Origin of the sequence: Halohasta salina (genome assembly GCF_024178165.1) — an archaeon.
Taxonomy (GTDB): domain Archaea; phylum Halobacteriota; class Halobacteria; order Halobacteriales; family Haloferacaceae; genus Halohasta; species Halohasta salina.
This window is the reverse complement of the sequence record NZ_JAMZIE010000002.1, coordinates 26,211-49,746: the sequence shown is the minus strand read 5'-3', so window position 1 is coordinate 49,746 and position 23,536 is coordinate 26,211. Positions and strand designations below refer to the sequence as shown.

24 protein-coding genes and 1 tRNA gene are annotated in these 23,536 nt (G+C 64.9%); 13 read left to right on the top strand and 12 right to left on the bottom strand.

Going from position 1 to position 23,536, the window contains the following annotated elements:
* The first annotated feature begins 31 nt into the window (after window positions 1-31).
* Window positions 32-589, top strand: coding sequence for a metal-dependent hydrolase (locus NKJ34_RS04220; protein ID WP_321169442.1), 558 nt, complete (start codon window positions 32-34; stop codon window positions 587-589).
* A 378-nt stretch (window positions 590-967) separates the two neighbouring features.
* Here the strand turns inward: NKJ34_RS04220 and NKJ34_RS04215 are convergent, their stop codons facing one another.
* The 3 genes from NKJ34_RS04215 to NKJ34_RS04205 all read right to left on the bottom strand — a co-directional run bounded on the left by NKJ34_RS04215 (window position 968) and on the right by NKJ34_RS04205 (window position 4,277).
* Window positions 968-1,399, bottom strand: a complete 432-nt coding sequence (locus tag NKJ34_RS04215) for a hypothetical protein (protein WP_253737032.1) — start codon at window positions 1,397-1,399, stop codon at window positions 968-970.
* Window positions 1,400-1,513: 114 nt separating this feature from the next.
* The gene (locus NKJ34_RS04210) at window positions 1,514-2,869 is read right to left on the bottom strand and encodes a cation:proton antiporter (RefSeq protein ID WP_253737031.1); all 1,356 of its coding nucleotides are present in this window, start codon (window positions 2,867-2,869) and stop codon (window positions 1,514-1,516) included.
* 73 nt (window positions 2,870-2,942) lie between these two features.
* The gene (locus NKJ34_RS04205; RefSeq protein ID WP_253737030.1) at window positions 2,943-4,277 is read right to left on the bottom strand and encodes a 5'-deoxyadenosine deaminase; all 1,335 of its coding nucleotides are present in this window, start codon (window positions 4,275-4,277) and stop codon (window positions 2,943-2,945) included.
* A gap of 301 nt (window positions 4,278-4,578) precedes the next feature.
* Here NKJ34_RS04205 and NKJ34_RS04200 point away from each other — a divergent pair, with 301 nt between their 5' ends.
* Window positions 4,579-5,985: an NCS2 family permease gene (locus tag NKJ34_RS04200; protein ID WP_253737029.1), complete on the top strand. Its 1,407-nt coding sequence runs from the start codon at window positions 4,579-4,581 to the stop codon at window positions 5,983-5,985.
* A 120-nt stretch (window positions 5,986-6,105) separates the two neighbouring features.
* On the opposite strand, the gene NKJ34_RS04195 is transcribed toward NKJ34_RS04200, so the two are convergent.
* Complete coding sequence (locus tag NKJ34_RS04195; protein ID WP_253737028.1) at window positions 6,106-6,735, bottom strand: RNA 2'-phosphotransferase; 630 nt, start codon at window positions 6,733-6,735, stop codon at window positions 6,106-6,108.
* Between the two features lies 1 nt (window position 6,736).
* The gene (locus NKJ34_RS04190) at window positions 6,737-7,507 is read right to left on the bottom strand and encodes a creatininase family protein (RefSeq protein WP_253737027.1); all 771 of its coding nucleotides are present in this window, start codon (window positions 7,505-7,507) and stop codon (window positions 6,737-6,739) included.
* 119 nt (window positions 7,508-7,626) lie between these two features.
* On the opposite strand from NKJ34_RS04190, the gene NKJ34_RS04185 reads away from it, so the two are divergent.
* Both NKJ34_RS04185 and NKJ34_RS04180 read left to right on the top strand, forming a co-directional pair.
* The gene (locus tag NKJ34_RS04185) at window positions 7,627-7,905 is read left to right on the top strand and encodes a hypothetical protein (protein WP_253737026.1); all 279 of its coding nucleotides are present in this window, start codon (window positions 7,627-7,629) and stop codon (window positions 7,903-7,905) included.
* 54 nt (window positions 7,906-7,959) lie between these two features.
* Window positions 7,960-8,997: a deoxyhypusine synthase gene (locus NKJ34_RS04180; RefSeq protein ID WP_253737025.1), complete on the top strand. Its 1,038-nt coding sequence runs from the start codon at window positions 7,960-7,962 to the stop codon at window positions 8,995-8,997.
* A gap of 245 nt (window positions 8,998-9,242) precedes the next feature.
* Here the strand turns inward: NKJ34_RS04180 and NKJ34_RS04175 are convergent, their stop codons facing one another.
* The 3 genes from NKJ34_RS04175 to NKJ34_RS04165 form a co-directional block, all read right to left on the bottom strand.
* The gene (locus NKJ34_RS04175) at window positions 9,243-10,034 is read right to left on the bottom strand and encodes a helix-turn-helix transcriptional regulator (protein WP_253737024.1); all 792 of its coding nucleotides are present in this window, start codon (window positions 10,032-10,034) and stop codon (window positions 9,243-9,245) included.
* Window positions 10,035-10,092: 58 nt separating this feature from the next.
* Window positions 10,093-10,746, bottom strand: a complete 654-nt coding sequence (locus NKJ34_RS04170; protein WP_253737023.1) for a hypothetical protein — start codon at window positions 10,744-10,746, stop codon at window positions 10,093-10,095.
* Between the two features lie 125 nt (window positions 10,747-10,871).
* Window positions 10,872-12,224 (bottom strand): putative ATP-dependent zinc protease, encoded by a 1,353-nt coding sequence (locus NKJ34_RS04165; RefSeq protein WP_425491772.1) that lies wholly within the window; start codon window positions 12,222-12,224, stop codon window positions 10,872-10,874.
* A 120-nt stretch (window positions 12,225-12,344) separates the two neighbouring features.
* Here NKJ34_RS04165 and NKJ34_RS04160 point away from each other — a divergent pair, with 120 nt between their 5' ends.
* Window positions 12,345-12,962 carry a histidine phosphatase family protein gene (locus NKJ34_RS04160; RefSeq protein WP_253737021.1) on the top strand — a complete coding sequence of 206 codons (618 nt, stop codon included), beginning with the start codon at window positions 12,345-12,347 and terminating at the stop codon, window positions 12,960-12,962.
* Window positions 12,963-13,028: 66 nt separating this feature from the next.
* On the opposite strand, the gene NKJ34_RS04155 is transcribed toward NKJ34_RS04160, so the two are convergent.
* On the bottom strand, window positions 13,029-14,111 hold the full coding sequence (locus NKJ34_RS04155; RefSeq protein ID WP_253737020.1) for an NAD(P)/FAD-dependent oxidoreductase: 1,083 nt from the start codon (window positions 14,109-14,111) through the stop codon (window positions 13,029-13,031).
* 130 nt (window positions 14,112-14,241) lie between these two features.
* Here NKJ34_RS04155 and NKJ34_RS04150 point away from each other — a divergent pair, with 130 nt between their 5' ends.
* The 3 genes from NKJ34_RS04150 (at window position 14,242) to NKJ34_RS04140 (ending at window position 16,289) form a co-directional block, all read left to right on the top strand.
* Window positions 14,242-14,943, top strand: a complete 702-nt coding sequence (locus NKJ34_RS04150; RefSeq protein WP_253737019.1) for a class I SAM-dependent methyltransferase — start codon at window positions 14,242-14,244, stop codon at window positions 14,941-14,943.
* Window positions 14,944-14,996: 53 nt separating this feature from the next.
* Window positions 14,997-16,031, top strand: a complete 1,035-nt coding sequence (locus tag NKJ34_RS04145; RefSeq protein ID WP_253737018.1) for an NAD(P)/FAD-dependent oxidoreductase — start codon at window positions 14,997-14,999, stop codon at window positions 16,029-16,031.
* 187 nt (window positions 16,032-16,218) lie between these two features.
* A tRNA-Gly gene (locus NKJ34_RS04140) sits at window positions 16,219-16,289 on the top strand.
* Between the two features lie 967 nt (window positions 16,290-17,256).
* Here NKJ34_RS04140 and NKJ34_RS04135 read toward each other — a convergent pair.
* Window positions 17,257-17,769, bottom strand: coding sequence for a hypothetical protein (locus NKJ34_RS04135; protein ID WP_253737017.1), 513 nt, complete (start codon window positions 17,767-17,769; stop codon window positions 17,257-17,259).
* Between the two features lie 283 nt (window positions 17,770-18,052).
* Between NKJ34_RS04135 and NKJ34_RS04130 the strand changes: the two genes are divergently transcribed.
* The 4 genes from NKJ34_RS04130 to NKJ34_RS04115 are packed head-to-tail and all read left to right on the top strand — an operon-like array spanning window position 18,053 to window position 21,316.
* Entirely contained in the window at window positions 18,053-18,850 is a 798-nt protein-coding gene (locus NKJ34_RS04130; RefSeq protein ID WP_253737016.1) for a transporter substrate-binding domain-containing protein, read from the top strand.
* Window positions 18,851-18,855: 5 nt separating this feature from the next.
* On the top strand, window positions 18,856-19,572 hold the full coding sequence (locus tag NKJ34_RS04125) for an amino acid ABC transporter permease (protein ID WP_253737015.1): 717 nt from the start codon (window positions 18,856-18,858) through the stop codon (window positions 19,570-19,572).
* Window positions 19,569-20,303, top strand: coding sequence for an amino acid ABC transporter ATP-binding protein (locus tag NKJ34_RS04120; protein ID WP_253737014.1), 735 nt, complete (start codon window positions 19,569-19,571; stop codon window positions 20,301-20,303). The genes NKJ34_RS04125 and NKJ34_RS04120 overlap by 4 nt, the downstream gene beginning before the upstream one ends.
* Window positions 20,300-21,316: an amino acid ABC transporter permease gene (locus NKJ34_RS04115; protein ID WP_253737013.1), complete on the top strand. Its 1,017-nt coding sequence runs from the start codon at window positions 20,300-20,302 to the stop codon at window positions 21,314-21,316. The genes NKJ34_RS04120 and NKJ34_RS04115 overlap by 4 nt, the downstream gene beginning before the upstream one ends.
* 12 nt (window positions 21,317-21,328) lie before the next feature.
* Here NKJ34_RS04115 and NKJ34_RS04110 read toward each other — a convergent pair whose 3' ends face one another.
* Window positions 21,329-21,484 carry a DUF1289 domain-containing protein gene (locus NKJ34_RS04110; protein WP_253737012.1) on the bottom strand — a complete coding sequence of 52 codons (156 nt, stop codon included), beginning with the start codon at window positions 21,482-21,484 and terminating at the stop codon, window positions 21,329-21,331.
* 114 nt (window positions 21,485-21,598) lie between these two features.
* On the opposite strand from NKJ34_RS04110, the gene NKJ34_RS04105 reads away from it, so the two are divergent.
* Window positions 21,599-23,026, top strand: coding sequence for an FAD-dependent oxidoreductase (locus tag NKJ34_RS04105; protein WP_253737011.1), 1,428 nt, complete (start codon window positions 21,599-21,601; stop codon window positions 23,024-23,026).
* A gap of 4 nt (window positions 23,027-23,030) precedes the next feature.
* Here the strand turns inward: NKJ34_RS04105 and NKJ34_RS04100 are convergent, their stop codons facing one another.
* Window positions 23,031-23,525, bottom strand: coding sequence for an asparaginase domain-containing protein (locus NKJ34_RS04100; RefSeq protein WP_253737010.1), 495 nt, complete (start codon window positions 23,523-23,525; stop codon window positions 23,031-23,033).
* Window positions 23,526-23,536: the final 11 nt, after the last annotated feature.

The following is a 23,536-nucleotide window of genomic DNA, read 5'->3' as shown; positions in this document are numbered from 1 at the left end:
GTAATACCACCACAATCCTGCCGTGTAGACTGTGATAGCTATAGGACATGTGGGGATTACGTTGGTTGTGTGTGCACCGTTCGTCAACCTGCTCGTCGCTTCGGGGCACAGAGCTGAGGTCCCCGGTTGGGTTGGGATCGCCCTCCTCGTAACGCTGGTGCCCGACGTCGACCTCGTCGTCCCGTGGATCACACACCGAGGAGTGACACACTCGTTGCTGGCCGCGGGTTGTCTCGGCGTTGTCGTCGCCGTGGTCAGCACTACCAGATGGGGTGGGACTCCAATCACACCCGACGAGAGTCTCAGACGAGCGATATTCGGATTTGTCGTCGGGTCGGGCGGAGTCATCAGTCACCTACTCGGCGACCTCATCACGCCGATGGGTATCCGACCGTTCTTCCCGTTCGATTCACACTACAGCTTGAATCTGGTGTACGCGAAAGACCTGAGTGCCAATCTCACGTTCATCGCAGTCGGCATCGTGACGTTCTGGACGGTGTACCTCCGGTCGAAGGATCCCCTGCCGACCGACGGAACGACAGCAGACGAGCTGCCCGCCGAATCGGAGGTTCACTCGGTCAACCCGTGACGGCGTCGTAGTTCCCGCAGCAGTGGGCTCGCCGGTGGCGTCCCGCTCTGATCGACCGATCGGTCGACAGGCGAGGAGCCGTCTCGCTCACGCTTTTTCCGCCCACATCGAAAGCCGGCCGACCTGGCAGGCTGTGGCGGCGTTACTCCAACGACCGGATGCGTTCGGTCCCGCAGTTCGAACAGCTCTCGACTAATTTCTTTTCGGAAAGGTACACTGCCGATTCGGTGTACTCATGCGAGCATAAAATCCGTTTTACTGTGCGTTTCATACAACATATCACATGTTTTTGTTTTATATATGTTTTTTGATCCCCGCAACGCCAGCGGCGAACAGATACCGGGTCTCGGCCGCGGCAGCCGGTTTCGGTCTGCCAGATCAGAAGTCGCCGGGAACCGATCGCAGGAACCGACGCAGTTCATCGTCGTCAACCGGGCCGCGTTCGGAGTAGGGCTCGCCGGCCAACTCCGCGGGAAACTCCACGAAATAACCGTCGAGACCCTCCTTGTCGACACGGTCGCCCAACACCAACTGGGCCAGATGGAGCCGAAACGGCGACCCGTCGTTCGGGACGACCCGGCCCTCCTGAAACACGAGCAGTTCGGTCTGGGGTGGGATCTCCGTATCGTCGTCGGTGCAGCGATAGACGGTCCACTCGTCGTCCGTCTCGGTCGCCGGGCCGATCAGCAGTCGATACTCTCGGAGTTCGGTATTCCACGGCGTCTCGTCGGCCAAATAGTAGGTGTCGACGTCGTCTGCCGAACCGGCCTCGGTCGATCCCAGCCCCGGAATCCAATCGGTCAGTCCCATACGGACATACTCCGAGGGTGGTACATTATTGTTGGCTCGGCGGACAGCACGGGGTCGACCACTCCGGTCCCGATCACGTCGCACAGCACGATACTGGTGGGCGTCCACCGACGATCAGTCATCGGCGGAGCCGCTTCCGAGGCCGGTGAGATCCAGCACCGTCGGCATGAGCAACCCTTGGACGACCAGACTGATGATGGCGATGCCGAAGACCATCGTTTCGAGCGGCTGGCCGCCGGCGATGCTCTCGGGGACTGCCAACACCAGCGCGACCGGAACCACCGTATGGAGCCCGCCCCAGACCATGATATGCTGATACTGCAACGGGACCGGCTGGCTCGACAGCAGGTTCGTTGCCGAGACCAGCGGGTAGATCGTGAGCGCCCGCACGAGGACGACCAAGACGGCCGCCGTCAGGATGAGCCGCCAGTCGTCGACGAAGGCCGCAGGGCTGGTCGCCAAGCCGATCAACACGTAGAGAACGGTCGACACGAGGAACGACAGCGTGCTCCAGACCTCTTCGACAGTCGCTTCCGGGCCGGTCATCCGAGCGTGAGTCCCCTCGTGAGCCCCCATCGCCACCCCCGCCCCGACCGTGGCGAGGACGCCGCTGAGACCGAGATAGTGGTCGGCGACGAGAAAGGAGCCATAGGCGACGACGATCGTCGTCAACAGGATCGCCATCGTGTCGTCGAGCCGGTTGACCAGTTGGTGAGCGGCGTAGCCGACTCCGATCCCGAGGACGAGCCCACCGCCGCCGACGAGAGTCACGTCGACCGCGAAGCCAGCGATCCCCGAGAGTGAGGCGAGGGTGGCCACCGACTGGTCGGTCGCCTGGACTGTCGACAGGAGCGACGAGAAGATGACGATGGCGACCCCGTCGTTCAACAAGCTCTCGCCCTCGATGGTGACCGCCAGCCGCTCGCCGACATCGAACTCCTCGAACAGCGACAGCACCGCCGCCGGATCTGTCGGGAGGATAATCGCCGCGAACAGCAGCGCGATCCCCAACTCGAAGCCGAAGGCGACCGTGCCGATGGCCCCCAAGATGACGACCGCCAGCGGCAGTCCGACGAGCGTGAGCACGGCGATCAGCGGCGCGTCGTGGCGGAGTTCCCGAACATCGATCGATAGCGTTCCTTGAAAGATGATCGTCGGCAGAAGCAGGAAGAAAATGACGTCACTGGTGAGTTCGAGCCCGAGATCGGGGCCGACGAACGCAGCACCCAGCCCGACGACAACGAGCACGCTCGCGTAGGCGATGCGCTCGTGGTTCCGGACCAGTAGTCTGACGCCGAGGGCGATACAGAGGACGACCAGCACGCTGGTCAGTGTGTCTGTGATGGCGCTCATTCCTGCGTTAGGGTATGTACGACGTGGCTCATAGGTCGCGCTCCAGTCGTCGTCCGGCTCCCCGGTGGTCGACAGCCCCTCTGTTGAGAGCCGGAAGGCGGTACGAACGTCGAGCATTCGGACCGCCGGGGGCGAAACAGCCGCGGGTCGCCCCACCGCAACGAGTCCCGCCGCGAGCGACGCCCGCCGGTCAGGGTTTCAGTTCTCGGGCGTTCTCGCGGGCCTCCGAGAGATCCATCGAGGCGGCGATTTCGGTGGCCTGCTGACGGACCTCGTCAGCGTCGACGACGGTCACCTCGCCGTCTTCCAGCAGGACCTCGCCGTCGACCATGGTAAATTCGACGTCGTCGCCGTGGGCCGCAAAGACGAGATACGAGTAGACGTCGTGCAGCGGCGTCGCCCGCGTCGAGTCCGTCGAGAGGCCGACGATATCAGCCTTCCAGCCCGGCTTGAGTTCGCCCACGTCGTCGAAGCCGGCGGCGGCCGCGCCGTTGACCGTCGCCATCTCGAAGATCGTCGCCGTCGGCGTCACCGTCGGATCCAGCCGGTCGACCTTCTGGAGGACGCTGGCCTGTTTCATCTCGGTAAAGGGGTCCAGCGTGTTGTTGCAGGGCGGGCCGTCGTTGCCGAGGGCGACGTTGATCCCGCGATCAAGGTAGTCGACGACCGGGGCGATCCCACTGGCGAGTTTCATATTCGAGGAGGGACAGTGGGTGACGTGGGTGCCGGTCTCGGCCAGCAACTCGCGTTCGGCCTCGTCGGTCCACACGCAGTGGGCCAACACGACGTCCTCGCCGGTGAGCCCGACCTCGTCGAGCCACGCGATGTTGCGCCGGCCGGTGTCGGCCTCGACGGTCTCGACCTCGCTGCGGTTCTCGCTGGCGTGGGTGTGGATCCGCACCCCCTCGTAGGCGTCGGCCAGCCGCCGGGCGCCGCGGAGACACGCCTCGCTACAGGAGACCGCGAACCGCGGGGTGACCGCATACCGGATCCGGTCGTCGAAACTGCCGTGGTACTGCTCGATTAGTCGTTCGCTTTCGGCGAGGGCGGCCTCGGTGTCTTCGAGCAGCCCCTTGGGAGCTCGCCGATCCATCAGTACCTTCCCGAGCAGCCCCCGAATCCCCATCTCGCCGGCCGCCTCGAAAGCGCGGTCGGCGTGGGCTACCGAGAGGTGATCGATCACGGTGGTCGTTCCGCTCTCGATCAGTTCCAGATAGCCGAGTCTGGCGGCGGCGGCCATCTCCTCGGCGGTCAGCGTCGACTCCATCGGAAGGATGTAGTCGAACAGCCAGTCCAGCAGTTCGCTGTCGTCGTCGATTCCCCGGCCGAGGCTCTGGACCGAGTGGATGTGGCTCCCGACCAGCCCCGGCATGAGGATGTCCGCATGATACCCCCGGCGGTCGGGATACGTCTCGCGGAGCTGTTCGCGGTCGCCGACCGCGATGATCCGGTCGTCCTCGACGACAACCGCGCCATCCTCGATCACCGTCGAGGCGTCGACGATGACTGTCCCAGAGAGAAACATCGGCTCATATGAACGATAGTCGAGCGAATAAACCTTCTGGGAGGAGCGACCGCCCCGTCGACCGGCGGCCCGTATATAAGTAGGCGGCGACTACTTTTTTCTCGGCGGGTCGACGGCTGACCGGTACCGTCGGTCGAAGCCGGCTGGAGCGTGCGGGTAGTGACTTAGCCTCGGGGGCGGGTATCGGCACCCGTTCGAATGAGCTTATATTCCTATAATAAGACCATATACATCTAGAGTGGTCGGTAGAACCACCATCACACGTTTTAAGTAGACAACCAAACCAGTCCCATTCAGACGAATGGATTTACAATCCTACTTCGATCTTGCAGAAAAGGGCACGAACGTTAAAACAGAACTCGTTGCCGGGCTCACGACGTTTTTCGCGATCGCGTATATCATCGTGGTCAACCCCGCAATCCTCTCGGAGGCGATCCAGATCGAGGGGTACACCGATATCGAGATCTTCCAGATGCTCGCGATCGTCACGATCGTGACGTCGGCGATCTCGATGGTCGTGATGGGGCTGTACGCCAACCGGCCGTTCGCGCTGGCACCGGGGTTGGGGCTCAACGCGTACTTCGCGTTTACCGTGGTGTTGGGGCTGGGCGTCCCGTGGCAGACGGCGCTGGCGGCGGTGTTCGTCGAGGGGCTGATCTTCATCGCCCTCACCGCAACCGGGGCCCGTGAGTACGTGATCAACATCTTCCCCGAGCCGGTGAAACTGGCGGTCGGGGCCGGGATCGGAGCGTTTCTGCTGCTGATCGGGCTCCAAGAGCTCCAGATCGTCGTCAACGACGAGGCCACGCTGGTCACTCTCGGGGAGATCGGGACGAACCCGATCGCGATCCTCGGAACGCTCGGGGCGGCACTGATCTTGGTGTTGTGGGCGCGCAACACGACCGGCGCGATCCTCATCGGCGTCCTGACGACCGCGGTCGCGGGCTACGTTGCGACGTTCGCCGGGCTGGTTTCTCCGGGCGTGTTGGTCGACGAGTCGGTCCTCACACAGGTAAACGAACAGGGACTCGTTTCGATGATCGCCGGCATCCAGTACGACATCACGCCGCTGGCCGGCGCGTTCGTCGAGGGACTGCGGACGACCGACCCGGCGACGTTCGGGTTGGTCGTGCTGACGTTCTTCTTCGTCGACTTCTTCGACACTGCGGGCGCGCTGATCGGTATCGCCCAGTACGGCGACTTCCTCGACGAGGACGGCACGCTCCCCGAGATGAACAAGCCGCTGATGGCCGATGGGATCGGCACGACGGTCGGCGCGATGCTCGGGACCTCGACGATCACGACGTTCGTCGAATCGTCGACCGGCGTCGAAGCCGGCGGCCGGTCCGGGCTGACGACGCTGACGGTCGCTGGGCTGTTCCTGCTGATGATTCCGCTGGTGCCGCTGGCGGCGGCGATCCCGACCTACGCCTCCTTTACCGCGCTGATCATCGTCGGTGTCATCATGTTCGAGGGCGTCTCCGACATCGACTGGAGCGATCCGACGTGGTCGGTGCCCGCGGCACTCACCGTGATGGTCATCCCGCTCACCTACTCGATCGCCAATGGGATCGCCATCGCGATCATCAGCTACCCGCTCATCAAAGCCGTCGCCGACGGCCCCGAGACCGTCCGGCCGGGCCACTGGGTGATGGCTGCCACCCTCGCGGTCTACTTCTACGTCCAGACCAGCGGGCTGCTGCTCTGATCGCTCCCCCTGCCGGCACTCGACAGTCGAAGCGCCGTGTCGGTAGCCGATTCCTACACCTTGGTAGACGGTAGCTACGAACTGGTAGGCGGTACCTACTCGACGACGGTCGACGTGGAATCAGTCCAGCCGCTCGACGTATGCCGGCGGGACGTGGTCGGTCGTATACACCTCGGTACCGCGTTTCGTGATCGTCGAGCCGTCGGCGATCAGCGCCGCGGCGTCGACCCGGAGCACGACCGGCTTGGCGGCGTGTCGGCGGCCAACCTCACGGGCGGCCGCGACCGACCCGCTGAGGTGGACGTGCTGGCGTGACATGGGTCGGAGTCCCTCGCTCTCGATCGATGGGAGTGCGTCCGGGGTGGTGCCGTGGTAGAGCACGTCCGGAACCGGTGTGCCGCCGGTATCGAGGTCGACGTCGACCGAGTGGCCGTAGGCGGCCCGCACCCGGTCGCCATCGCGTTCGAACCGCCCTTTCGGATCCAGCCGGACGAGGGCCGCGAGGGCCGCTTCGTCGAGCCACTCGTAGTTCGCTCGTGTCCGGTCGACGAGCGTCTCCCAGTCGGTCCACCCCGCGTCGTCGAGACCAAGACCGGCGTCGGCGGGGAAGTGACGGAGCGCGCCGCTACAGAACTTCGAGACGCGGGTTCGGCGCTCGGTCGACAGGAGGAGCATGCCGGCGGCCCCACAGCCGGGACAGCCCTCGCCTTCGAAGGGACCGTGGGTCCCGCAGGTTCGGAGGTCGACCATGCTACACGTGGTTGCGCGGCATCAGGTCGTCAAATGGCTGGTCGGCCAGCCACTCACAGAGCGCTACGAGCTGGTCGGTGGCGGCCTCGAACAGTTGTTCGCCTTTCTCCGCGGTGGCGTCGGTTTGGTCGCCGAGGACGCCGTTGTCGGTGTTGTCGATGGCATCGTAGAACGTCCGCGCGCCGTGCTGGCGGCCCGTGTCGGCGTCGAACCGGGTCAGCCCGCCGTTCCGTGCCTCGGCAAGCCGGTCGTCGTGGACCAAATCCGGCCGCAGATGCTGGATCAGTGCGGTCTCCTTCGGCCCGCCGTGGGGACCGTTGTGTTCGAAAACCTCGTCGACCAACTCGGGAATGCTCTCGTTCCACATCCACTCGATGGCGTACAGTTCTTCGTCGTCGCGGAGCCGTCGGCCGACCTCCCGGAGGTGGTCGACGTTCCCCCCGTGGGCGTTGACGTAGATCACCCGGTCGATGCCGTGGGACGCGAGGTTCCGGGTGAACGATTCGACGTACTCGCGGAAGGCCGGGGCGTCGACCCACATCGTGCCGTGGAACTGGCGGTGATGTGGGCTGACGCCGATGTTGATCGTCGGCGTACAGAGGAAGCCGGTCTCTTCGGCCGCGGCCCGTGCGAACCCCTCGGCGATGATGTGGTCGGTCCCCTCCGGCAGGTGGGGGCCGTGCTGTTCGGTCGACCCGAGCGGGACGAGCGCGAGCGATTCCGCCTCGAAGTAGGCTCCGAGATCCGGCCACGCTTCGTCGGCGAGGTACATACCCCCCAGAGACGCCCCCGACATATGTGTGTTGAGGACTGACTGGTCCGCCGGTCGACAGTGGCCGCCAGCGACACGCTTAGTATGCAGTATTGTCACATACTGGTGAGTGACCATACATGTCGGATTCGGAGATAGTCGACGACGAGGAGGAGTCGGAGGACGGCCGCTACGGCGACGAGATGGCCCACGAGCCGGCGGACCCGGAGGCGGTCCAGCCGGGTGACGTCTACGGCGACAGCGAGAGCCACTGGTTCGGGGAGTTCGAGGACCACGAGCCCGACACGCCCGACGGGCTCTACGACGAGGCCGAAGCCCACTGGTCGGCCGAGATCGAGGGCACCGATCCCCACCATCGCTACGGCGACACCGATCCGGTACCCGACGACGAGGAGTGAGGAACACTGTGGCCGATCGCACGGTTCAAACCGATGGCCGACCCACACCGAGCCATGACTGACGACCACGACGCCGAGGGCAACGAGTACGAGGAGCCCGAGCGAACGACGTTCGACCACGATCCGATCGGCCACAGCCACGTCTGGGCCGGCATGAGCGTCGGCGAACTGGCCGACCAGTACGGCCACGCTGGCATCGGCGCGGCGGGCGTCCACGAGGCGGTCGACATCTACACCGAGATGCTCGCGGACGACGACTGTACCGTCTTCATGTCGCTGGCGGGGGCGATGGTCCCCACTGGAATGCGGCAGATCGTCGCCGACCTGATCCGCGATGGTCACGTCGACGCGCTGATCACCACGGGTGCGAACCTGACCCACGACGCTATCGAGGCCATCGGCGGCAAACACCACCACGGCGACCACGAGCATCCCGACCTCGACGAGCGGGAGTTCGACGAGCAACTGCGCGACGAACAGGTCGACCGCATCTATAATGTCTACCTCCCACAGGAGTACTTCTCGCTGCTGGAATCGCATCTCCGCGACAACGTCTTTCCGCCGCTGGCAGAGCAGGACTCGGTCGGCATTGCGGAACTCTGCGCCGAACTGGGGAAGGCCAACGCCGAGCGTAACGAGGCGGAGGGAATCGAGGAGGACGCCGGGATCGCTGCAGCCGCGTACGAAAACGACGTACCGATCTACTGTCCGGCCGTGCAGGATTCGGTCTTCGGGCTGCAGGCGTGGATGTATTCGCAGATCTCGGATCTCACCCTCGACGCGCTGGCGGATATGACGCCCCTCACCGATCTGGCCTACGACGCCGACACCGCGGGCTGTCTGCTGGTCGGCGGCGGCGTCCCGAAGAACTTCACGCTCCAGACGATGCTTGTGACCCCCGGCGCGTACGATTACGGCGTCCAGATCACGATGGACTCGTCGTCGACGGGCGGGCTCTCGGGAGCGACGCTCGATGAGGCGCGGTCGTGGGGGAAACTGACGAAGGAAGCCCGCAACGTGACGGTGCTCGGAGATGCGACAGTGCACCTCCCGCTGATCGTGGCGGCGGCGCGTGAGCGGCTGGGCAAGTAGCCGACAGTTATAGCCACACCACTCCGTCAGCGGACTTGTCGCGTCTACGCAGTGCCGCATATCTACCTATCGGAAAGTCGTGTAACTGACAGAATCAATTCATAGTAAAGCGATACCAAGAGATCCATGGAGGGGGCAGCGGGGACCAAAGGGGGCGGGATTGGGGACCTCTTGGCAGTGTAACGGTCCCCGTTACAGAATATAACGCTACGCGCTGCACACTGTGCAACTAGCACACAACACGTTTACAGTTGTATCTCATCGGTTGCCGAACGGCGGTAGTCGGTGAACAGTTCCTCGCCCCACGACCGGACCCGTTCGTTCGACGTGTCGAGCAGCGCGCGGGGGAGCCCGTCGTCGTCTTCGACGCCAATCTGTGTCGCCCAGTCGTCGGCCAGACCGAGGAAGAAGGGGATCGATTCGGCGATACGGACGGTTAGCCGACCGGTCGAGAGCATCTCCTCGAACTGCGGGGCGAACTGATCGCTTCGGATCCGTCTCTCGACGGTCGGTGAGACGATCAGCGTCGATTCGAGCTCACCGGCCATGATCCCCCGGTGGGCCTCGGTGATCGCATCCCGACCGATCGACGGGAGCAGGGCGCGAAACCGATTGGCAGTCCGGATGCGGTTCGTGTGCTCCCGCGCCGGAGCGTAGGGGTCGCCGTCGACGGCGACGGTCACGGTGCCGTCCTGGAGATCGGTGGCATCAAGGTCATACTCCGAGAGCGGGAACCACTCGAGAAAGGGGGCGAGATCGGTGATCGTATCCATCGAGTCGACCAGTTCCAGGAACTCCTCGATGACGAGCCGCCCGACTGGTGTCAGGCGAACGCCGTCGGGCTCCACGGCGACCCACCCCCGTTCTTCGAGGGAGTCGACTGCGCGAACGACTGCCGAGCGCGACAGCGAGAGCGACGCACATAATCCCCGCCGTTCGATCAGTTCCGAGGCTGACAACCGGTTCAGAACGCGAATTCTGGACTCCGCCCGAGCCAGATACGAGATCCGTTCGATGCTGTCGCAGAAGCTATCCATACAAAAGACAGACAGGCAGGTAATTCAAGTATTCTGGTTGGTGCTGTTCGTCCGGACACTACTCCAGAAGGACGGAGAACCCCCATGTCGCGGACGATTCTGCCTCAGCATCGGCTCCGACGACGGCGATCGTCGACTCGAAGCGATACTCGCCGACAGGCAGACAGCCGTCGGCGTCAGGTGTGGCGTACAGGTCGACGGGTCGACTGCTCGATTCGCCCGCTTCGATCTCGAACGTTCGGTACTCCTCAGTGGTGGCGATCCCCTCGGTCAGCCGCCAGCAGTCTGGTTCGGCGGGATACTCGGTGTCGCCGTTGCCCGGAAGGAGTGTGAGCAACCCGGAGTCGTCGGTGACGTACTCGAAGTGGACCGCGCGCCCCTCGCCGACGCGCACCGCCTCGTCGCTCGTATTCGTGAGCGTCGTTTGGAGTCGCGGCGGGTGGTCCTCGGTGGCGGTATCACGGACGATCTCGACGCTCGGTTGAACAGGGAGGTCCGGGTCCTCGTCAGTCGAGACGAGACTGACGCCGGGGCCGCCCGTCCCTTCGGGGCGCGTGCCACCGGAGCCGTTCGTCCCGTCGGTCCCCGATGGCGGCGTTTCGTTCTGGCTGTCGTCGGGGCCGCTACGGCCGGTACAGCCGGCGAGCCCGGCGGCGAGTACGGAGCCAGCGCCCCCCATGTAGCGGAGGTATTGCCGTCGTGTGTGGTGCATAACTCGTTAGAAGTCTCCCACGAATGTAGCCTTATCTGAGAGTGAAGTGGTTACTTCACGGTTCCACCACGCAAACACAGATCGTCATCATGTGGGCTGTCGCACTGTTTCAAGCGGTCTCGCGGTCACTCTTCGAGATCCGACTCGCGGCCCGCGGGGTGGTCGCTGTCGGCCCGTCGACGCACGTCCACACGATAATGCTGCAAAATGTCTCGCCCGAGCAGCAGCGGGTAGTCCATATGCCCGCGGTCCTCGACGCTCGCGGTGACGGTGTGCTGGTTGCCGCCGATCCCAATGACGAGGTCGACCACCGGCCGCGCTTTGCCGGTTTTGCTGCTGCCCGAGCGGACTCTGGTCATGCTTTTGATCGGGCCAGCGCCGATCTCGGCGGCGAGACTGGTATCGATACTGCTGCGGGTCGCGCCCGTATCCGACTTGGCGAGGGTCTGTTTGGAGCCGCTGGTGCCGATGACGACGACGTCCTCGATGTAGCCGATCATGGGGACCTCGTCGCTGGTCGGCGGTTCGGGCCGGGGCATCGACGACGGCATCGAGTCGTCGAGCGTGTTCGAGAGCCCCTCGACGCGCTCGGGGTCGACCGTTCCGCCAGCCTCCTCGATCGCCAGTTGGGCGATGTAGGGTGCGGGACTCGTCTCGGTCGCCTCGTAGAGCCCCTTGAACCCGGCGGTGGGGTTGACTTCGAGGACGAACCAGCCGTCGTGGCCCTCGACGAGGTCGACGCCCGCGTAGTCGAGGCCCAACACGTCTGCCGCATAGAGGGCGGTCTCGGCGGCCTCCTCGGGGAGGTCGCCGCTGGCGTCTTGGACCGACCCACCGAGGGCGACGTTGGTTCGCCAGTCGCCCTCCGGCGCGTAGCGGTACATCGCACCGATGATCTCGTCGCCGACCGTGTAGATCCGGAGGTCCCGGTGGGCCTCGTCGTCGCGGTCGATCAGCTCCTGCAGGAAGGCCTGCCGGTTGCCGACTTTTGGATTCACCGGCTCGGTGAGGTCGACCTTCCACGTGCCGCCGCCGTGGGTGCCGATGGCGGTCTTATAAACCCCGACATCGCCGAACCGCTCCCGTCCCTCGTTGAGACGGTCGTTCGACAGCGCCAGCAGGGCGTCGGGCACCTGAATGTTCCAGTCGGCCAGCGTCGCGCCGGTGGCGAACTTGTGGATCGCACCCAACACGGCGTCGGGCGTGTTGAGCATCGGGCGGATCCGCTCGAAGGTCGTCGCGAGCCCCAACCCCTCGGCTGGCTCCTCGGTATTCGACAGCAGCAGGCGGTTGGCGATGATGTCGACATCGGGTTCGAGAGTGACCTCGCTGTTTTCGATGCTGATGGCGGTGTTCTCCCGGCGGAGCCACACCGGCTCGTGACCGAGGTCTTCGACCGCGTTGAGGATCGCCTTCGTCTCCTTGCTCGTATGGAGCGACAACACACCGACCCGAACTGGGGCGTCAGTCATGGCGATAGCTACCGACCACGCAGGGATAGAAACACCGGTCTGCGCCGGTGTCCTACCCAGTCACTGCCCGGTCGGTTCCCCGTGACTGCCATCAACTAGATATATCGGGGCCTGTATGACGTTCACATGGGACAGAGCGTATGGGTCGTACGGCACGGCCAACGACAGGATACGGTCGACCCCGACTGGGAGCTGACCGCCGACCGGGTACACGATCCGGGGCTCACCGAACTCGGTCGGTGGCAGGCCTGGCGTGTCGGCCGGTTTTTCGCCGACCGCGGGATGGGCTTTGAGGCGATCTACTGCTCGCCGTTCCTGCGGACGGTCCAGACCACCGCCGAGATCTGTGGCGAACTCGGCGGCACCGCGCGGCTGGAGCCCGGCCTCGGCGAACATCGGAACGCCGAGTGGTTCGACAGCGAGCCCGAAACCCTCTCCCACCGGACGCTGGCGGGCTACTTCGATCCCATCCGGCAGCCCGACGAGCCGTTCGTCGAACCGGGGTTCCCCGAAGCTCACCACGAGGCCGAGAAGCGGGCCGGCGAGGCCGCCCGGCGGATCGCCGCGGCCCACGACGGACGCGTCCTCATGATCGGCCACGGGCTGACCATTGGGGGCGTGACCCGCGGGCTAGTCGGCTCGACCGACGGCGTCGACGCGCCGCTGTGCGGGCTCACACGGATCGAACAGAACGGCAGCGCCTGGGAGTTGGACTTCTCGGGGCGCGTCGACCACCTCGAATAACGGTCGGCCAGTCCAGCCACGAGTTCCGATCGGAGACGATTGCGAGAACAGCGTCGGTATCGTCGATCAGTCGTCGGATTCGGCGGCTGCCGCGTCGACACCCGCGGCGGCCGACTGGGCCCGCTGGCGTTCGAGGTCTTCGAGATAGGCGTCGGCGTCCATCGCAGCCTCCGAACCCATCCCCGCGGCGGTCACGGCCTGTTGGTAGTGGAAGTCGACCACGTCACCCGCGCCGAACAGCCCGTCGACGCCGGTTGCGGTCTGGTTGCCGCCCTCGCCGCCGTGGGTTCTGAGGTAGCCCTCGTCGTTGGTTTCGACGCCCGTGCCCTCGAGATAGTCGGTGTTTGGGGTGTGACCGATGGCGTAGAAGATCGCCCCGGCGTCGAACTCGAACTCTTCGGTTTCGGGATCGTCGAGTTTGTCCGTCGGGTGGCCTTCGGGGTTGCGGACCATCGTGATCGAATCGAGGCCATCGGCTTGGCTGCCATGGAGTTCGGTGACCTCGGTGTTGCGCATGATCTCGATCTCGCCGTCGTCTACTTTGTCCATCACGCGGTCGATCCAGACGTCCTCGGCGCGGAACTCCTCGCGGCGGTGGACGATGTAGACTTTCGAGGCGAACTTCGTGAGGAAGTGGGCTTCCTCCATGGCAGCGTCGCCGCCGCCGACGACCACGATCTCCTCGTCGCGGAAGAACGCGCCGTCACAGGTCGCACACGTCGACAGCCCGTAGCCCATGAGTTCGTCCTCGCCCGGCACACCGAGGGTGCGGGCGCTCGCCCCGGAGGCGGCGATCACCGCGTCGGCGGTGTAGACGTCACCGTTCGAGAGGGTGATCCGGAACTGGCGGTCGGTGCCCTCGCCTTCGACGCCGACGGTGTCGACGACGCCGTTTTTCGTGTCCGCACCGAACTGCGTGGCCTGCTCTTTCATGTTGTTGATGAGCTCCGGTCCGGAGATCCCCTCGGGGAAGCCCGGATAGTTCTCGACGTCGGTGGTGAGCGTGAGCTGGCCACCCGGTTCGTCGCCCTCCAACACGAGTGGGTTGTTGTTCGATCGCGCGGCATAAATGGCCGCAGAGAGCCCGGCGATCCCGGTTCCGGCGATCACCAGCGGTCGGTGTTCGACGACTGCATCGGTGTCTGACATGGCCGTAGGTAGGAAGACGAGTCCTATGTAGGTTGTGCTGTGTTCCGTACGTGCCGGAATATCCGGCCGGCCACCCTCGACACCGCTCGGATCCACAGACGCTTTGCCGCCCCAGCGCCGACGAGGGATAATGACTGCCGACCGGCGGATCGACGGCGACGGCGAGACGGCCGAGCCACCGGCCGAGGACCTACAGGCCGTCTACGACCGGATCGCCGACCACTTCGCCAAGACACGGGAGTACGCGTGGCCGGAAGTGGCGTCGTTTATCAGCGACGAAGCCGACCGCTGTGGCTCCCTCGACCGCGCCCTCGATTTCGGCTGTGGCAACGGTCGACACGCCCAAGCGCTCGCCGAGGCCGGAGCCGATGTCGTCGGCCTCGATGTGAGCCGCGGCCTCCTCGCCGAGGCCCGCCAGCGGGCCGCCGAGCGCGGGTTCGAGGTCGACCTCGTCCACGGCGATGCCGCCCGACTCCCGTTCGGCGACGACCGGTTCTCGCAGGTGGTCTACGTGGCGACGCTACACCATCTCCCCACGCGCGACGCCCGACAACAGAGCCTCTCGGCGGTCGGCCGAGTGCTGGCTCCCGGCGGCCGGGGTCTCGTCTCGGCGTGGAGTACCGCCCACGACCGGTTCGACGCAACCGAGGGGTTCGACACGACCGTCGACTGGACGCTTCCGGGCGGCAAACAGGTCGGACGCTACTACCACATCTACGATCCAGAGGAGTTCCGGGCGGATCTGGCGGCCAGCGACGTCGAGGTGGTCGACTGCCGACTCTCCAGTGGGAACTGTTATGCCGTGGTGTCGCCGCCGGACCGTGTATTGTAACTGTCGCGCACAACTGTGGGGTGCTTATATAACCGGAGTTCGTAGGGAGGACAATGAGTGAGACAGAGGGAGCGGACGCCGAATCGGGCGCTGAAAGCTACGAAGTCGCGGTCGTTGGCGGGGGACCGGCCGGACTGTCGGCGGCGTTGTACACCACGCGACTCGGCCACGATACTGTCGTGGTGGACCGCGGGGGCGGCCGCGCGGCGATGATGCTCGACACACACAACGTGATCGGCGTCACCGAGGACGTCTCGGGCAACGAGTTCCTCGGGACCGCAACCGAGCAGGTCGAAGAGTACGGCGGCGACGTCATCCGGGACCTCGTCACCGAGATCGAACGTACCGATGACGGCCGGTTCCACCTGCGTGGGAACTCGGCGGACGTCCTCGCCGACCGCGTGGTCCTCGGCGTCGGGTTTTCCGACGAGCGCCCGGAGCCGCCGCTGCCGCGGACCGGGAAGGGACTGCACTACTGTCTCCACTGTGATGCCTACATGTTCATCGACGAATCGGTGTACGTGATGGGGACCGGCGAGGCCGCCGCCCACGTGGCGATGATCATGCTCAACTTCACCGACGAGGTCGACATCCTCACCCGCGGTGACGACATCGAGTGGAGCGACGAGACCCAGCGGCTGGTCAAGGCCCACCCGGTCGACGTCATCCACGAGGACATCACGGGGATGACCAAAGGCGACGACGGCTGGCTCAAAAGCTTCGAGTTCGAGGACGGGACGGTCCGGGAGTACAGGGGCGGCTTCGCCATGTACGGCTCGAACTACAACACCGAGTTGGCGGAGGCGCTGGACTGTGAACTGAACGACGACGGGACGGTCGTCGTCGACGATCACGGCCGAACCAGCGTTGAGGGCGTCTATGCGGTCGGCGACATCACGCCGGGCCACAATCAGGTACCGGTGGCGATGGGCAAGGGCGCGAAGGCGGGGTTGGCGATCCACAAGGAACTGCGGACGTATCCCAAATCACTCGCGGAGATCGAGGCCGAAGGGCCGGTCGCCGAAAGCGAGGTCCCGGCGGTGTCGGCCGATCTACAGGCTGCGGCCCGGAGTTTCGGCGACGACTAAGACGGAGTACTTGAGGAAGGTACCGCTCGACCGCTCACCGGGCGGCGGTCGGTGCGGGAACCGTCTCCGATAACCAGTATGACGCTCGCGGCGAAACGGTAAGGTAATTAATGGCCGGTCGAGAACTGTGGGGTACGTCGATACAGCGGCGTTGGAACGCGACGTGTTGCCGCGGTCGACGTCTCGCGCGCCGGTGGTCTAGTGGTAGGACCTGAGCCTTCCAAGCTCATGGCCCGGGTTCAAATCCCGGCCGGCGCATTCCTGCGGCGAGCAACTCCGCGAGCCGCAGGAATCGACAAGAGGGATTTGAACCCTGCGAGTCGCAGCGCGCGAACGCGGTGAGCGCGACCGTCTTGCTCCGGTTCAAATCCCGGCCGGCGCATTTCTGCCGCGCGAAATAGGTGAGACCCTACACACCCCAGTCGACACGCCACGCCGACTGCGGCCCCACCTACGGCCTCGGTTTCATATCCGGGAAGGACGGCTGGGAGACTATAATGAATATTCTTCCACCAATCGCACATAGAATCGCTCAAAACGAGCCTTAATATCTGTTATAGTTTACAAACACACAGATATACTCGCATCGGCGGCCCGAGATCCGAACTATTTACTCCGAACCGAGTTTCTCTTTGCGCAGCGTCAAGGAATTTCGAGCATGCTCGATATATTGCCGCGTTAGTCACACAAATACATACCTGAGCCGTTGAATTGAGTGTGATGATGGTACGAAAGCCAGCAAAAAACAAACGAACGACGAGTAATGAGAACCAGTACGAACGGTTCCGGTCGACGACCCACAGCTCGACACGCTACGGTCGCCTGCGGGAGTCGTCGAACGTCGTCTTCCGGCGGACCTCGCGCCGACGTCGCCGCTGAGGCACCACGTTCCGGCTGTTCCTGTTGTCCCACCACCGGCTTCCGGTGGCCACCCACTCCTTCATCGCTGCCGAGTACAATCGTCCGAGGTCCCGCCTGTCAACGGTGTCGCTCCCACAGCGCCCGCCAGCTTCGGGCCGTGCTGTCGACACGTGAGCCGGGGGACCGTACCAATACGGCCGGCGGTCGACCAAGCGGGAGGGCGAATCGGACCGGGAGGGCACATCGGGGTAGTCAGCAAAGCGACCGGAGTGGGGCCGCCACTCATACGGATTATTGTAGGAAGTTGCCGCTCGACCGCCCACCGGGCGGCGGTCGAAGCGGTAACCGTCTACAATAACCAGTATCAGTCGGTGTGTGATTTGAGCAGCCGCTGTGAGAACTGATCGGTGTTGGTGATGACGGTCAGCCGGTTGTGACTCGTCCGGACGAGATCGGCCGTCTCGAAGTGGTTTTCGACTTTCGAACCGACCGAGGTGGCGAAACCGAACCCGTCGACGGCGGGCACGAGCCGGAAACCGTGGAAGACGGTCATCGGATAGGCGCTGTGGGCCGGCGTCATCACGTCGGCGAACAGGCCGCCAGTGACGCGGTCGCCGAACTCGGAATCGAGCTGGTTGGCCGGCTGGACGATGTCGCCGGCCCGCATCATCCCACTGCCCTTGATCTCGTCGTAGCCGAACTCCTTGCAGATCGTGACGCCGCTCTCGATCGACAGCGGGTCGGCGTGGTGAGAGACCGGCGCACACCGCACGCGGTTGCCGGTGGTCCGACAGTCGTCGGGCGGCGTCGACTGATCGAACACGATCTCCATCTGACAGGGCGTGTCGTCCGGCCGCTCCGTGTTGGACTCCGACATATATTATGTCGTTAAACAGTAACGTTCAAAAGTATATTTCATTATCTCTGATATATTGTACGGGTAACCGCCGGATCGGCCGGTCGACCCGCAGCAGCCGCCTCGGTCCCGATTGCGGCCGATTCGGCGGACCGGCTACCGACAGTGCGGGGTCGATCGGCTGCCGGAGCCGTGACGCGCAGCGGGATCGAAACAGCCTAGTGATGAATCGTGCGGATGGTGTGTGATTGCCAACATTCTCCGTGTCGAAACGTTAAACACCGACTCCTACGAGTACAGTAATATGACACCTGATGCCACTATCGATCGACGGAGCTATCTCAAAGCAGTCGGCGCGGTCGGCGCGACTGGTGCGGTCGCGGGCTGTACGGGCAGCGGCGACGGCGAGGACGGCGAGGACGACGGCACCGAAGTCATCAACCCCGGGACGGCCCCCGGGTTCCCGCCGTTCGAGTACACCGAGGACGGCGAACTCGTCGGCTTCGACGTCGACCTCGCGGAAGCGGCCATCGAGCGCGCTGGGTACGAGGTCGGCGAGTGGACCGAAATCGAGTTCGACTCGCTAATCCCCTCGCTGACACAGGGCAACCTCGACCTGATCGCCGCGGCGATGACGATCAACGAGGAGCGACAACAGCAGATCGCTTTCACCGACCCCTACTACGAGTCGGATCAGGCGGTTCTCGTCGCCGAGGACAGTGATCTCAGTCCCGAGAGCGTCGACGACCTCGCGGACCAGCGGGTCGGTGCCCAGTCGGGGACGACCGGCCAAGACGAGGTCGATACGCTGGTCGACGATGGGATCGTCTCTGCGGACGACACCCGACAGTACGACAACTACACGCTCGGCGTCCAAGACCTCGAAAACGGCAACGTCGACGCACTGATCATCGACATTCCCGTGGCGCAGAACTTCGCCGACGGGCGGGCGGTCAGCATCGCGTTTACCATCGAGACCGGTGAGGTCTACGGGATGGGGATGCGACAGGACGACGACCGACTGGCCGACATCAACGACGCGCTCGCCGAACTGCAGGACGACGGCACATACGACGAACTCGTCGCCGAGTGGTTCGAGTAACGACGATGGAGCCGGCCGTGCTGCAGGCAAGCGACTGGGGATTTATATTCGCCAACTGGCAGACGATCGCGCTGGGCGTCGTCGTCACGGTCCTCCTGACAGCGACGAGTCTCACCCTCGGGTTCGCACTGGGGTTTCCCTCGGGTGCCATCGAGGTCTACGGCGAGGGATGGCTGGCAGAGGCCGTCAGTACCGCCGGCGTGCTGCTCCGTGGAACGCCGATCGTCGTCCTGATCGTGCTGTTCTACTTCGCGCTACCGATTCCGCAGCTGGGATCCCTCCCAGTCGTCGGCGTGAAAGTCGACGCGTTCGTCGCGGCGACGCTAGCGCTCGGACTCCGGAGCGCAGCCTATCAGGCGCAGGTGTTCCGCGGGTCGATCCAGTCGATCGGCGAGGGCCAACTGGAGGCCGCCCGGTCGGTGGGGATGACCAAACTACAGGCGATCCAGCACGTCGTCTTCCCGCAGGCGGTCCGCCGATCGCTGCCGGGGTTCCAAAACGAGTTCACGATCGTCCTCAAAGACACAAGCGTCGCCTTCGCGATCGGGCTGGCCGAACTGCTGACCCGCGCCGAGCGGCTCTACCTCCAGCCCGGCCGCGACACCGCGGTGATCGAGGTCATCATCGCCATCAGCGCGATCTACTTCGTGCTCACGTTCACGACGAACCGCACGCTCGATTACATCTACAGTCGGTATGCGATTCCGGGAGGTAACTCATGAGTCTACTACGCGTCGACAGCGTCGACAAATCCTACGGCGACGAACCGGTACTGCACGATGTGAGTTTCGGGATGGACCGCCAGCAGGTCGAGGTCATCGTCGGGCCAAGCGGCTCGGGGAAGTCGACGCTGCTGCGGTGTGTCAATCGGCTCACCGAGATCGACAGCGGCGAGATCTACCTCGACGACGAGGAGATCCACGGGGTCGACGAAAACGAACTCCGCCGCCGCGTGGGCATGGTCTTCCAAGACTTCAACCTCTTTGCACACCTCACCGCCCGCGGCAACATCACCCTCGGCCTTCGGGAGGTGTTGGGCCTCTCGAAAGCGGAGGCCGACGCGAAGGCCGACGACTACCTCGACCGGGTCGGTCTCGCCGATCAGGCCGACTCCTACCCGGCTGAACTCTCCGGTGGTCAGCAACAGCGGGTCGGGATCGCCCGCGCGCTGGCGATGGACCCCGAACTCATCCTCTTCGACGAGCCGACCAGCGCGCTGGATCCCGAACTCATCGGCGAGGTGCTGACGGTGATGAAGGACCTCGCCGAGGAGGGGATGACGATGCTCTGTGTCACCCACGAGATGGGGTTCGCCCGGTCGGCTGCCGACACGATCACCTTCCTCGACGACGGCGAGATCGTCGAGCGGGGACCGCCCGAACAGCTCTTCGAGAACCCCGAGCACGAACGGACGGGCACGTTCCTCGGCGAGCTGACCGGCCTCCACCAATGAGCGCCGACACCGTCGACGCGGCCGTCGGAACGATTCGCGGCCGCAAGAAGGTGGTCGCCGGGGTTGTCGGTGGGGCGCTGTGGCTGTGGCTGCTGGCTCGCTGGGCAGCCCACAACACGCTGCTCGACAGTGTGTTTACGGCCATCGGGTTGCCGGACCTGATCCGCTCGGAGGTCCGCGTCGGGGCCCGCGAGCCGTGGATTCCGGCCGAACCGTTCGCGGCAGTCGCCGAGGCTCTCGGCGGCGTGGCAGCCGCCGTCGGCCCGGCAGGGGTCCTCGTCGAGTGGCTGGCGTGGCCCTTCGAGCTGGCGGCGTTCGCCACGTCGACGGGGCCGGCGCTGGCCGCGGGGGCGTTTATTACGGTCTACCTGACGGTCATCTCGATGGCGTTCGGGCTGGTGATCGCGGTCCCGCTCGCCGTGACACGCGTCTACGGCGGACCGATCAGCAGCAGCCTCTCGCTGGCCTACACCGAGTTGATCCGCGGGACGCCGCTGTTGGCCCAGCTGTTTTTTTTCTATTTCGGGCTGCCGCTGGCGGGGCTCGTCAGCGGGATCGGCCTGATGGAGCTACCGGGAGCGCCGCGGTCGGCGGCGGTCGTCGCCATCATTGCCTTCACGGTCAACTCCTCGGCGTATCAGGCCGAGTATATTCGGGCGGCGCTCCAGTCGGTCGACGAAGGACAACTCACGGCCGCCCGCGCGGTCGGCCTCTCGAAACGCGAGGGGATCCGCCACGTCGTCCTCCCGCAGGGGCTGCGGTTCGCCATCCCCGGCTGGACCAACGAGTTCGTCTACCTCATCAAATACTCCTCGCTGGCCGCCTTCATCACGGTTCCCGATATGTTCCGCCGCGCACGGGACATCGGCTCCGATACCTTCCAGTACACCGAGATCTACGTCGTCGTCGGACTCTGCTATCTCGGATTGGTGCTGACGACCGCGATAGCGATGCAGCGGCTCGAAGACCGGGTCGCCCTGCCCGGAGTCGGCACGTCGACGGGTCGAGAGTAGCAGAACCGGAGGTCAGGAGTCCGCTGGCACGTCGAGTGCCCGCATTCGCTCAATGCGCTCGGCCTCGGTCATCGCTGCCCAGTTCGCGATGTCTTCGAGCGTCCGCCCACAGGCCGTGCAGACGCCGTCGTCGACCGTACAGACGTTGATACAGGGACTACTGACCATTCGACCGAATAGAGCGCGCCGACCTACTTCCGTGGTTCGGTCCCGGCCACCAGCGTGGTCGTCAGCGCCGCACGACCGACTGAGCCTTTTGTAGTTGTAGGCGAACTCCACGGTATGTCGACCGATCCGTTCGTCGTCGTCGGTGCCGATGCCGCCGGGCTGAGTGCCGCCAGCAAGTGCCGCCGGGCCGCCCCCGACCGAGAGGTGATCGTCTTCGAAAAGGGCCAGTGGATCTCCTATGCCTACTGCGGGATGCCCTACTTCATCGAGGGCCGGGTCGACCGCATGGCCGATCTACTGTCGCTGTTGCCCGCCGAGGCCGACGAGCGGGGGATCGATCTCCGGCGCGGCCACGAAGTAACGGGCGTCGACCCCGAAGCCAAAACGGTCCGCGTAGAGAGCGACGATGAGACGTTCGACCAACCCTATTCGGATCTCCTGGTGGCCACCGGCGGCCGGGCGACCACTGGTTCCTTCGACGTTCGAGGGGTCGACGGCGCGTTCACGCTCCACAGTATGGACGCCGCCGCAGCCATCGACGCCTACATCGCCGACCCTGACGAGTACGATTTCGGACGGGTCGACGACACGCCGGTAGATCGGGAGCGAGTCGCGTACAACGCCGAATTGGCTGCGCCCGAAACGGCGGCGATCGTCGGCGGTGGCTACGTCGGCGTCGAGATGGCCGAAGCCCTCGTCGGCCGCGGCCTCGAGGTCCATCTATTCCAGCGCTCCGAGCACGTCCTGCGGCCGTTCGGCGAGGCGGTCGGCGAGCGCGTCGAGACCGAACTCGCAGACAAGGGAGTAACCGTCCACACCGAGACGCCGGTCGACGCACTGGTCGGCGACGACCGGATCGAAGCCGTCGCCTTCGACGGCGCGGAGTTGGCCGTCGACCTCGCGGTCGTCGGCGTCGGTATCGAACCCAACACCGAGTTGCTCGCCGAAACCGGGGTCGACCTCGGCACGGGCGGGGCGCTTCGGACCGACGACTACGGCCGGACGAACCTCGACGACGTCTACGCAGCAGGTGACTGTGCGACCGCCCGGCATACGGTGACCGGCGAGGAGACGTGGCTCCCGCTGGGGCTGACGGCCAACCGCGCCGGCCGTGCGATCGGGTCGACGGTGGCGGGCGAGCCGACGCCGGTCGGCGATATCGCTGGGACGGCAGTGGTCAAAGCCTTCGATCAGGAGTGTGGTCGGGTGGGACTCGTCAGCGAGGCGGAAGCGACCGCGGCGGGGTTCGATCCGGTGTCGGCAACGATTACTGCGGGGTCGCGCTCGGGGTACTATCCAGGAGCGGCCGAAACCGACGTCACGCTCGTCGCCGATCGGGAGACAGAACGTCTGCTCGGGGGATCGATCGTCGGCCCCGACCGGGCGGCGGTGCGGATCGATACGCTGTCGACGGCGCTCGACGCCGGGATGACCGTCGGGGAGGTCGAGCGGCTGGATCTGGCCTACGCGCCGCCGTTCAGTCCGGTGTGGGATCCGATTTTGGTCGCAGCGAAGGTGTTGAACGGCCAGTTGGACGACTGAAAAGCTATTTCGGGGCGAACTGTCCGTCGTCGCGTTTTTCGACGGCGTCGTGTGGGTAGACGCCGCCGCCCATTGCGATGTAGACGCCGGAATCGAGCGTTTGGACCGCACCGATGGCCGTGCCGACGTTGAACGCCGCATCCGAGTCGACCATCCGCTGGGGTGTGGCCGCACCGGTGAGTACAACCGTCTTGTCGCCGTCCAGCGCCGCAGCCGTCTCCGTCATCGTGTCGGTGCCGTGGGTGATGACGACCTGCTCGCCCGGAGCCTCCCGACACGCCGCCGCGACCTGTGCCCTGTCGTCGGCGTCGACATCGAGGCTGTCCTTCTTGCAGACGGTCTCGACGGCATACTCGAAGGTCGGCTCGGGGACGATGGTGTCGAGGATCCGCTCGACTGCAGGCGGACCAACAGTGAGGTTGCGCGTCCCGCGCCGTGTGCGATACTCCTTGTCGATCGTGCCACCCGTGGTCAGGAAGTGGATGTACGTGTCGTCCATGGTCCGAGTTG

Coding starts and splice junctions, on each gene's coding strand:
- NKJ34_RS04215 (WP_253737032.1), bottom strand. CDS start 1,399: ATGGGACTGACCGATTGGATTCCGGGGCTGGGATCGACCGAGGCCGGT.
- NKJ34_RS04210 (WP_253737031.1), bottom strand. CDS start 2,869: ATGCTCGACGTTCGTACCGCCTTCCGGCTCTCAACAGAGGGGCTGTCG.
- NKJ34_RS04205 (WP_253737030.1), bottom strand. CDS start 4,277: ATGTTTCTCTCTGGGACAGTCATCGTCGACGCCTCGACGGTGATCGAG.
- NKJ34_RS04200 (WP_253737029.1), top strand. CDS start 4,579: ATGGATTTACAATCCTACTTCGATCTTGCAGAAAAGGGCACGAACGTT.
- NKJ34_RS04195 (WP_253737028.1), bottom strand. CDS start 6,735: ATGGTCGACCTCCGAACCTGCGGGACCCACGGTCCCTTCGAAGGCGAG.
- NKJ34_RS04190 (WP_253737027.1), bottom strand. CDS start 7,507: ATGTACCTCGCCGACGAAGCGTGGCCGGATCTCGGAGCCTACTTCGAG.
- NKJ34_RS04185 (WP_253737026.1), top strand. CDS start 7,627: ATGTCGGATTCGGAGATAGTCGACGACGAGGAGGAGTCGGAGGACGGC.
- NKJ34_RS04180 (WP_253737025.1), top strand. CDS start 7,960: ATGACTGACGACCACGACGCCGAGGGCAACGAGTACGAGGAGCCCGAG.
- NKJ34_RS04175 (WP_253737024.1), bottom strand. CDS start 10,034: ATGGATAGCTTCTGCGACAGCATCGAACGGATCTCGTATCTGGCTCGG.
- NKJ34_RS04170 (WP_253737023.1), bottom strand. CDS start 10,746: ATGCACCACACACGACGGCAATACCTCCGCTACATGGGGGGCGCTGGC.
- NKJ34_RS04160 (WP_253737021.1), top strand. CDS start 12,345: ATGGGACAGAGCGTATGGGTCGTACGGCACGGCCAACGACAGGATACG.
- NKJ34_RS04155 (WP_253737020.1), bottom strand. CDS start 14,111: ATGTCAGACACCGATGCAGTCGTCGAACACCGACCGCTGGTGATCGCC.
- NKJ34_RS04150 (WP_253737019.1), top strand. CDS start 14,242: ATGACTGCCGACCGGCGGATCGACGGCGACGGCGAGACGGCCGAGCCA.
- NKJ34_RS04145 (WP_253737018.1), top strand. CDS start 14,997: ATGAGTGAGACAGAGGGAGCGGACGCCGAATCGGGCGCTGAAAGCTAC.
- NKJ34_RS04135 (WP_253737017.1), bottom strand. CDS start 17,769: ATGTCGGAGTCCAACACGGAGCGGCCGGACGACACGCCCTGTCAGATG.
- NKJ34_RS04130 (WP_253737016.1), top strand. CDS start 18,053: ATGACACCTGATGCCACTATCGATCGACGGAGCTATCTCAAAGCAGTC.
- NKJ34_RS04125 (WP_253737015.1), top strand. CDS start 18,856: ATGGAGCCGGCCGTGCTGCAGGCAAGCGACTGGGGATTTATATTCGCC.
- NKJ34_RS04120 (WP_253737014.1), top strand. CDS start 19,569: ATGAGTCTACTACGCGTCGACAGCGTCGACAAATCCTACGGCGACGAA.
- NKJ34_RS04115 (WP_253737013.1), top strand. CDS start 20,300: ATGAGCGCCGACACCGTCGACGCGGCCGTCGGAACGATTCGCGGCCGC.
- NKJ34_RS04110 (WP_253737012.1), bottom strand. CDS start 21,484: ATGGTCAGTAGTCCCTGTATCAACGTCTGTACGGTCGACGACGGCGTC.
- NKJ34_RS04105 (WP_253737011.1), top strand. CDS start 21,599: ATGTCGACCGATCCGTTCGTCGTCGTCGGTGCCGATGCCGCCGGGCTG.
- NKJ34_RS04100 (WP_253737010.1), bottom strand. CDS start 23,525: ATGGACGACACGTACATCCACTTCCTGACCACGGGTGGCACGATCGAC.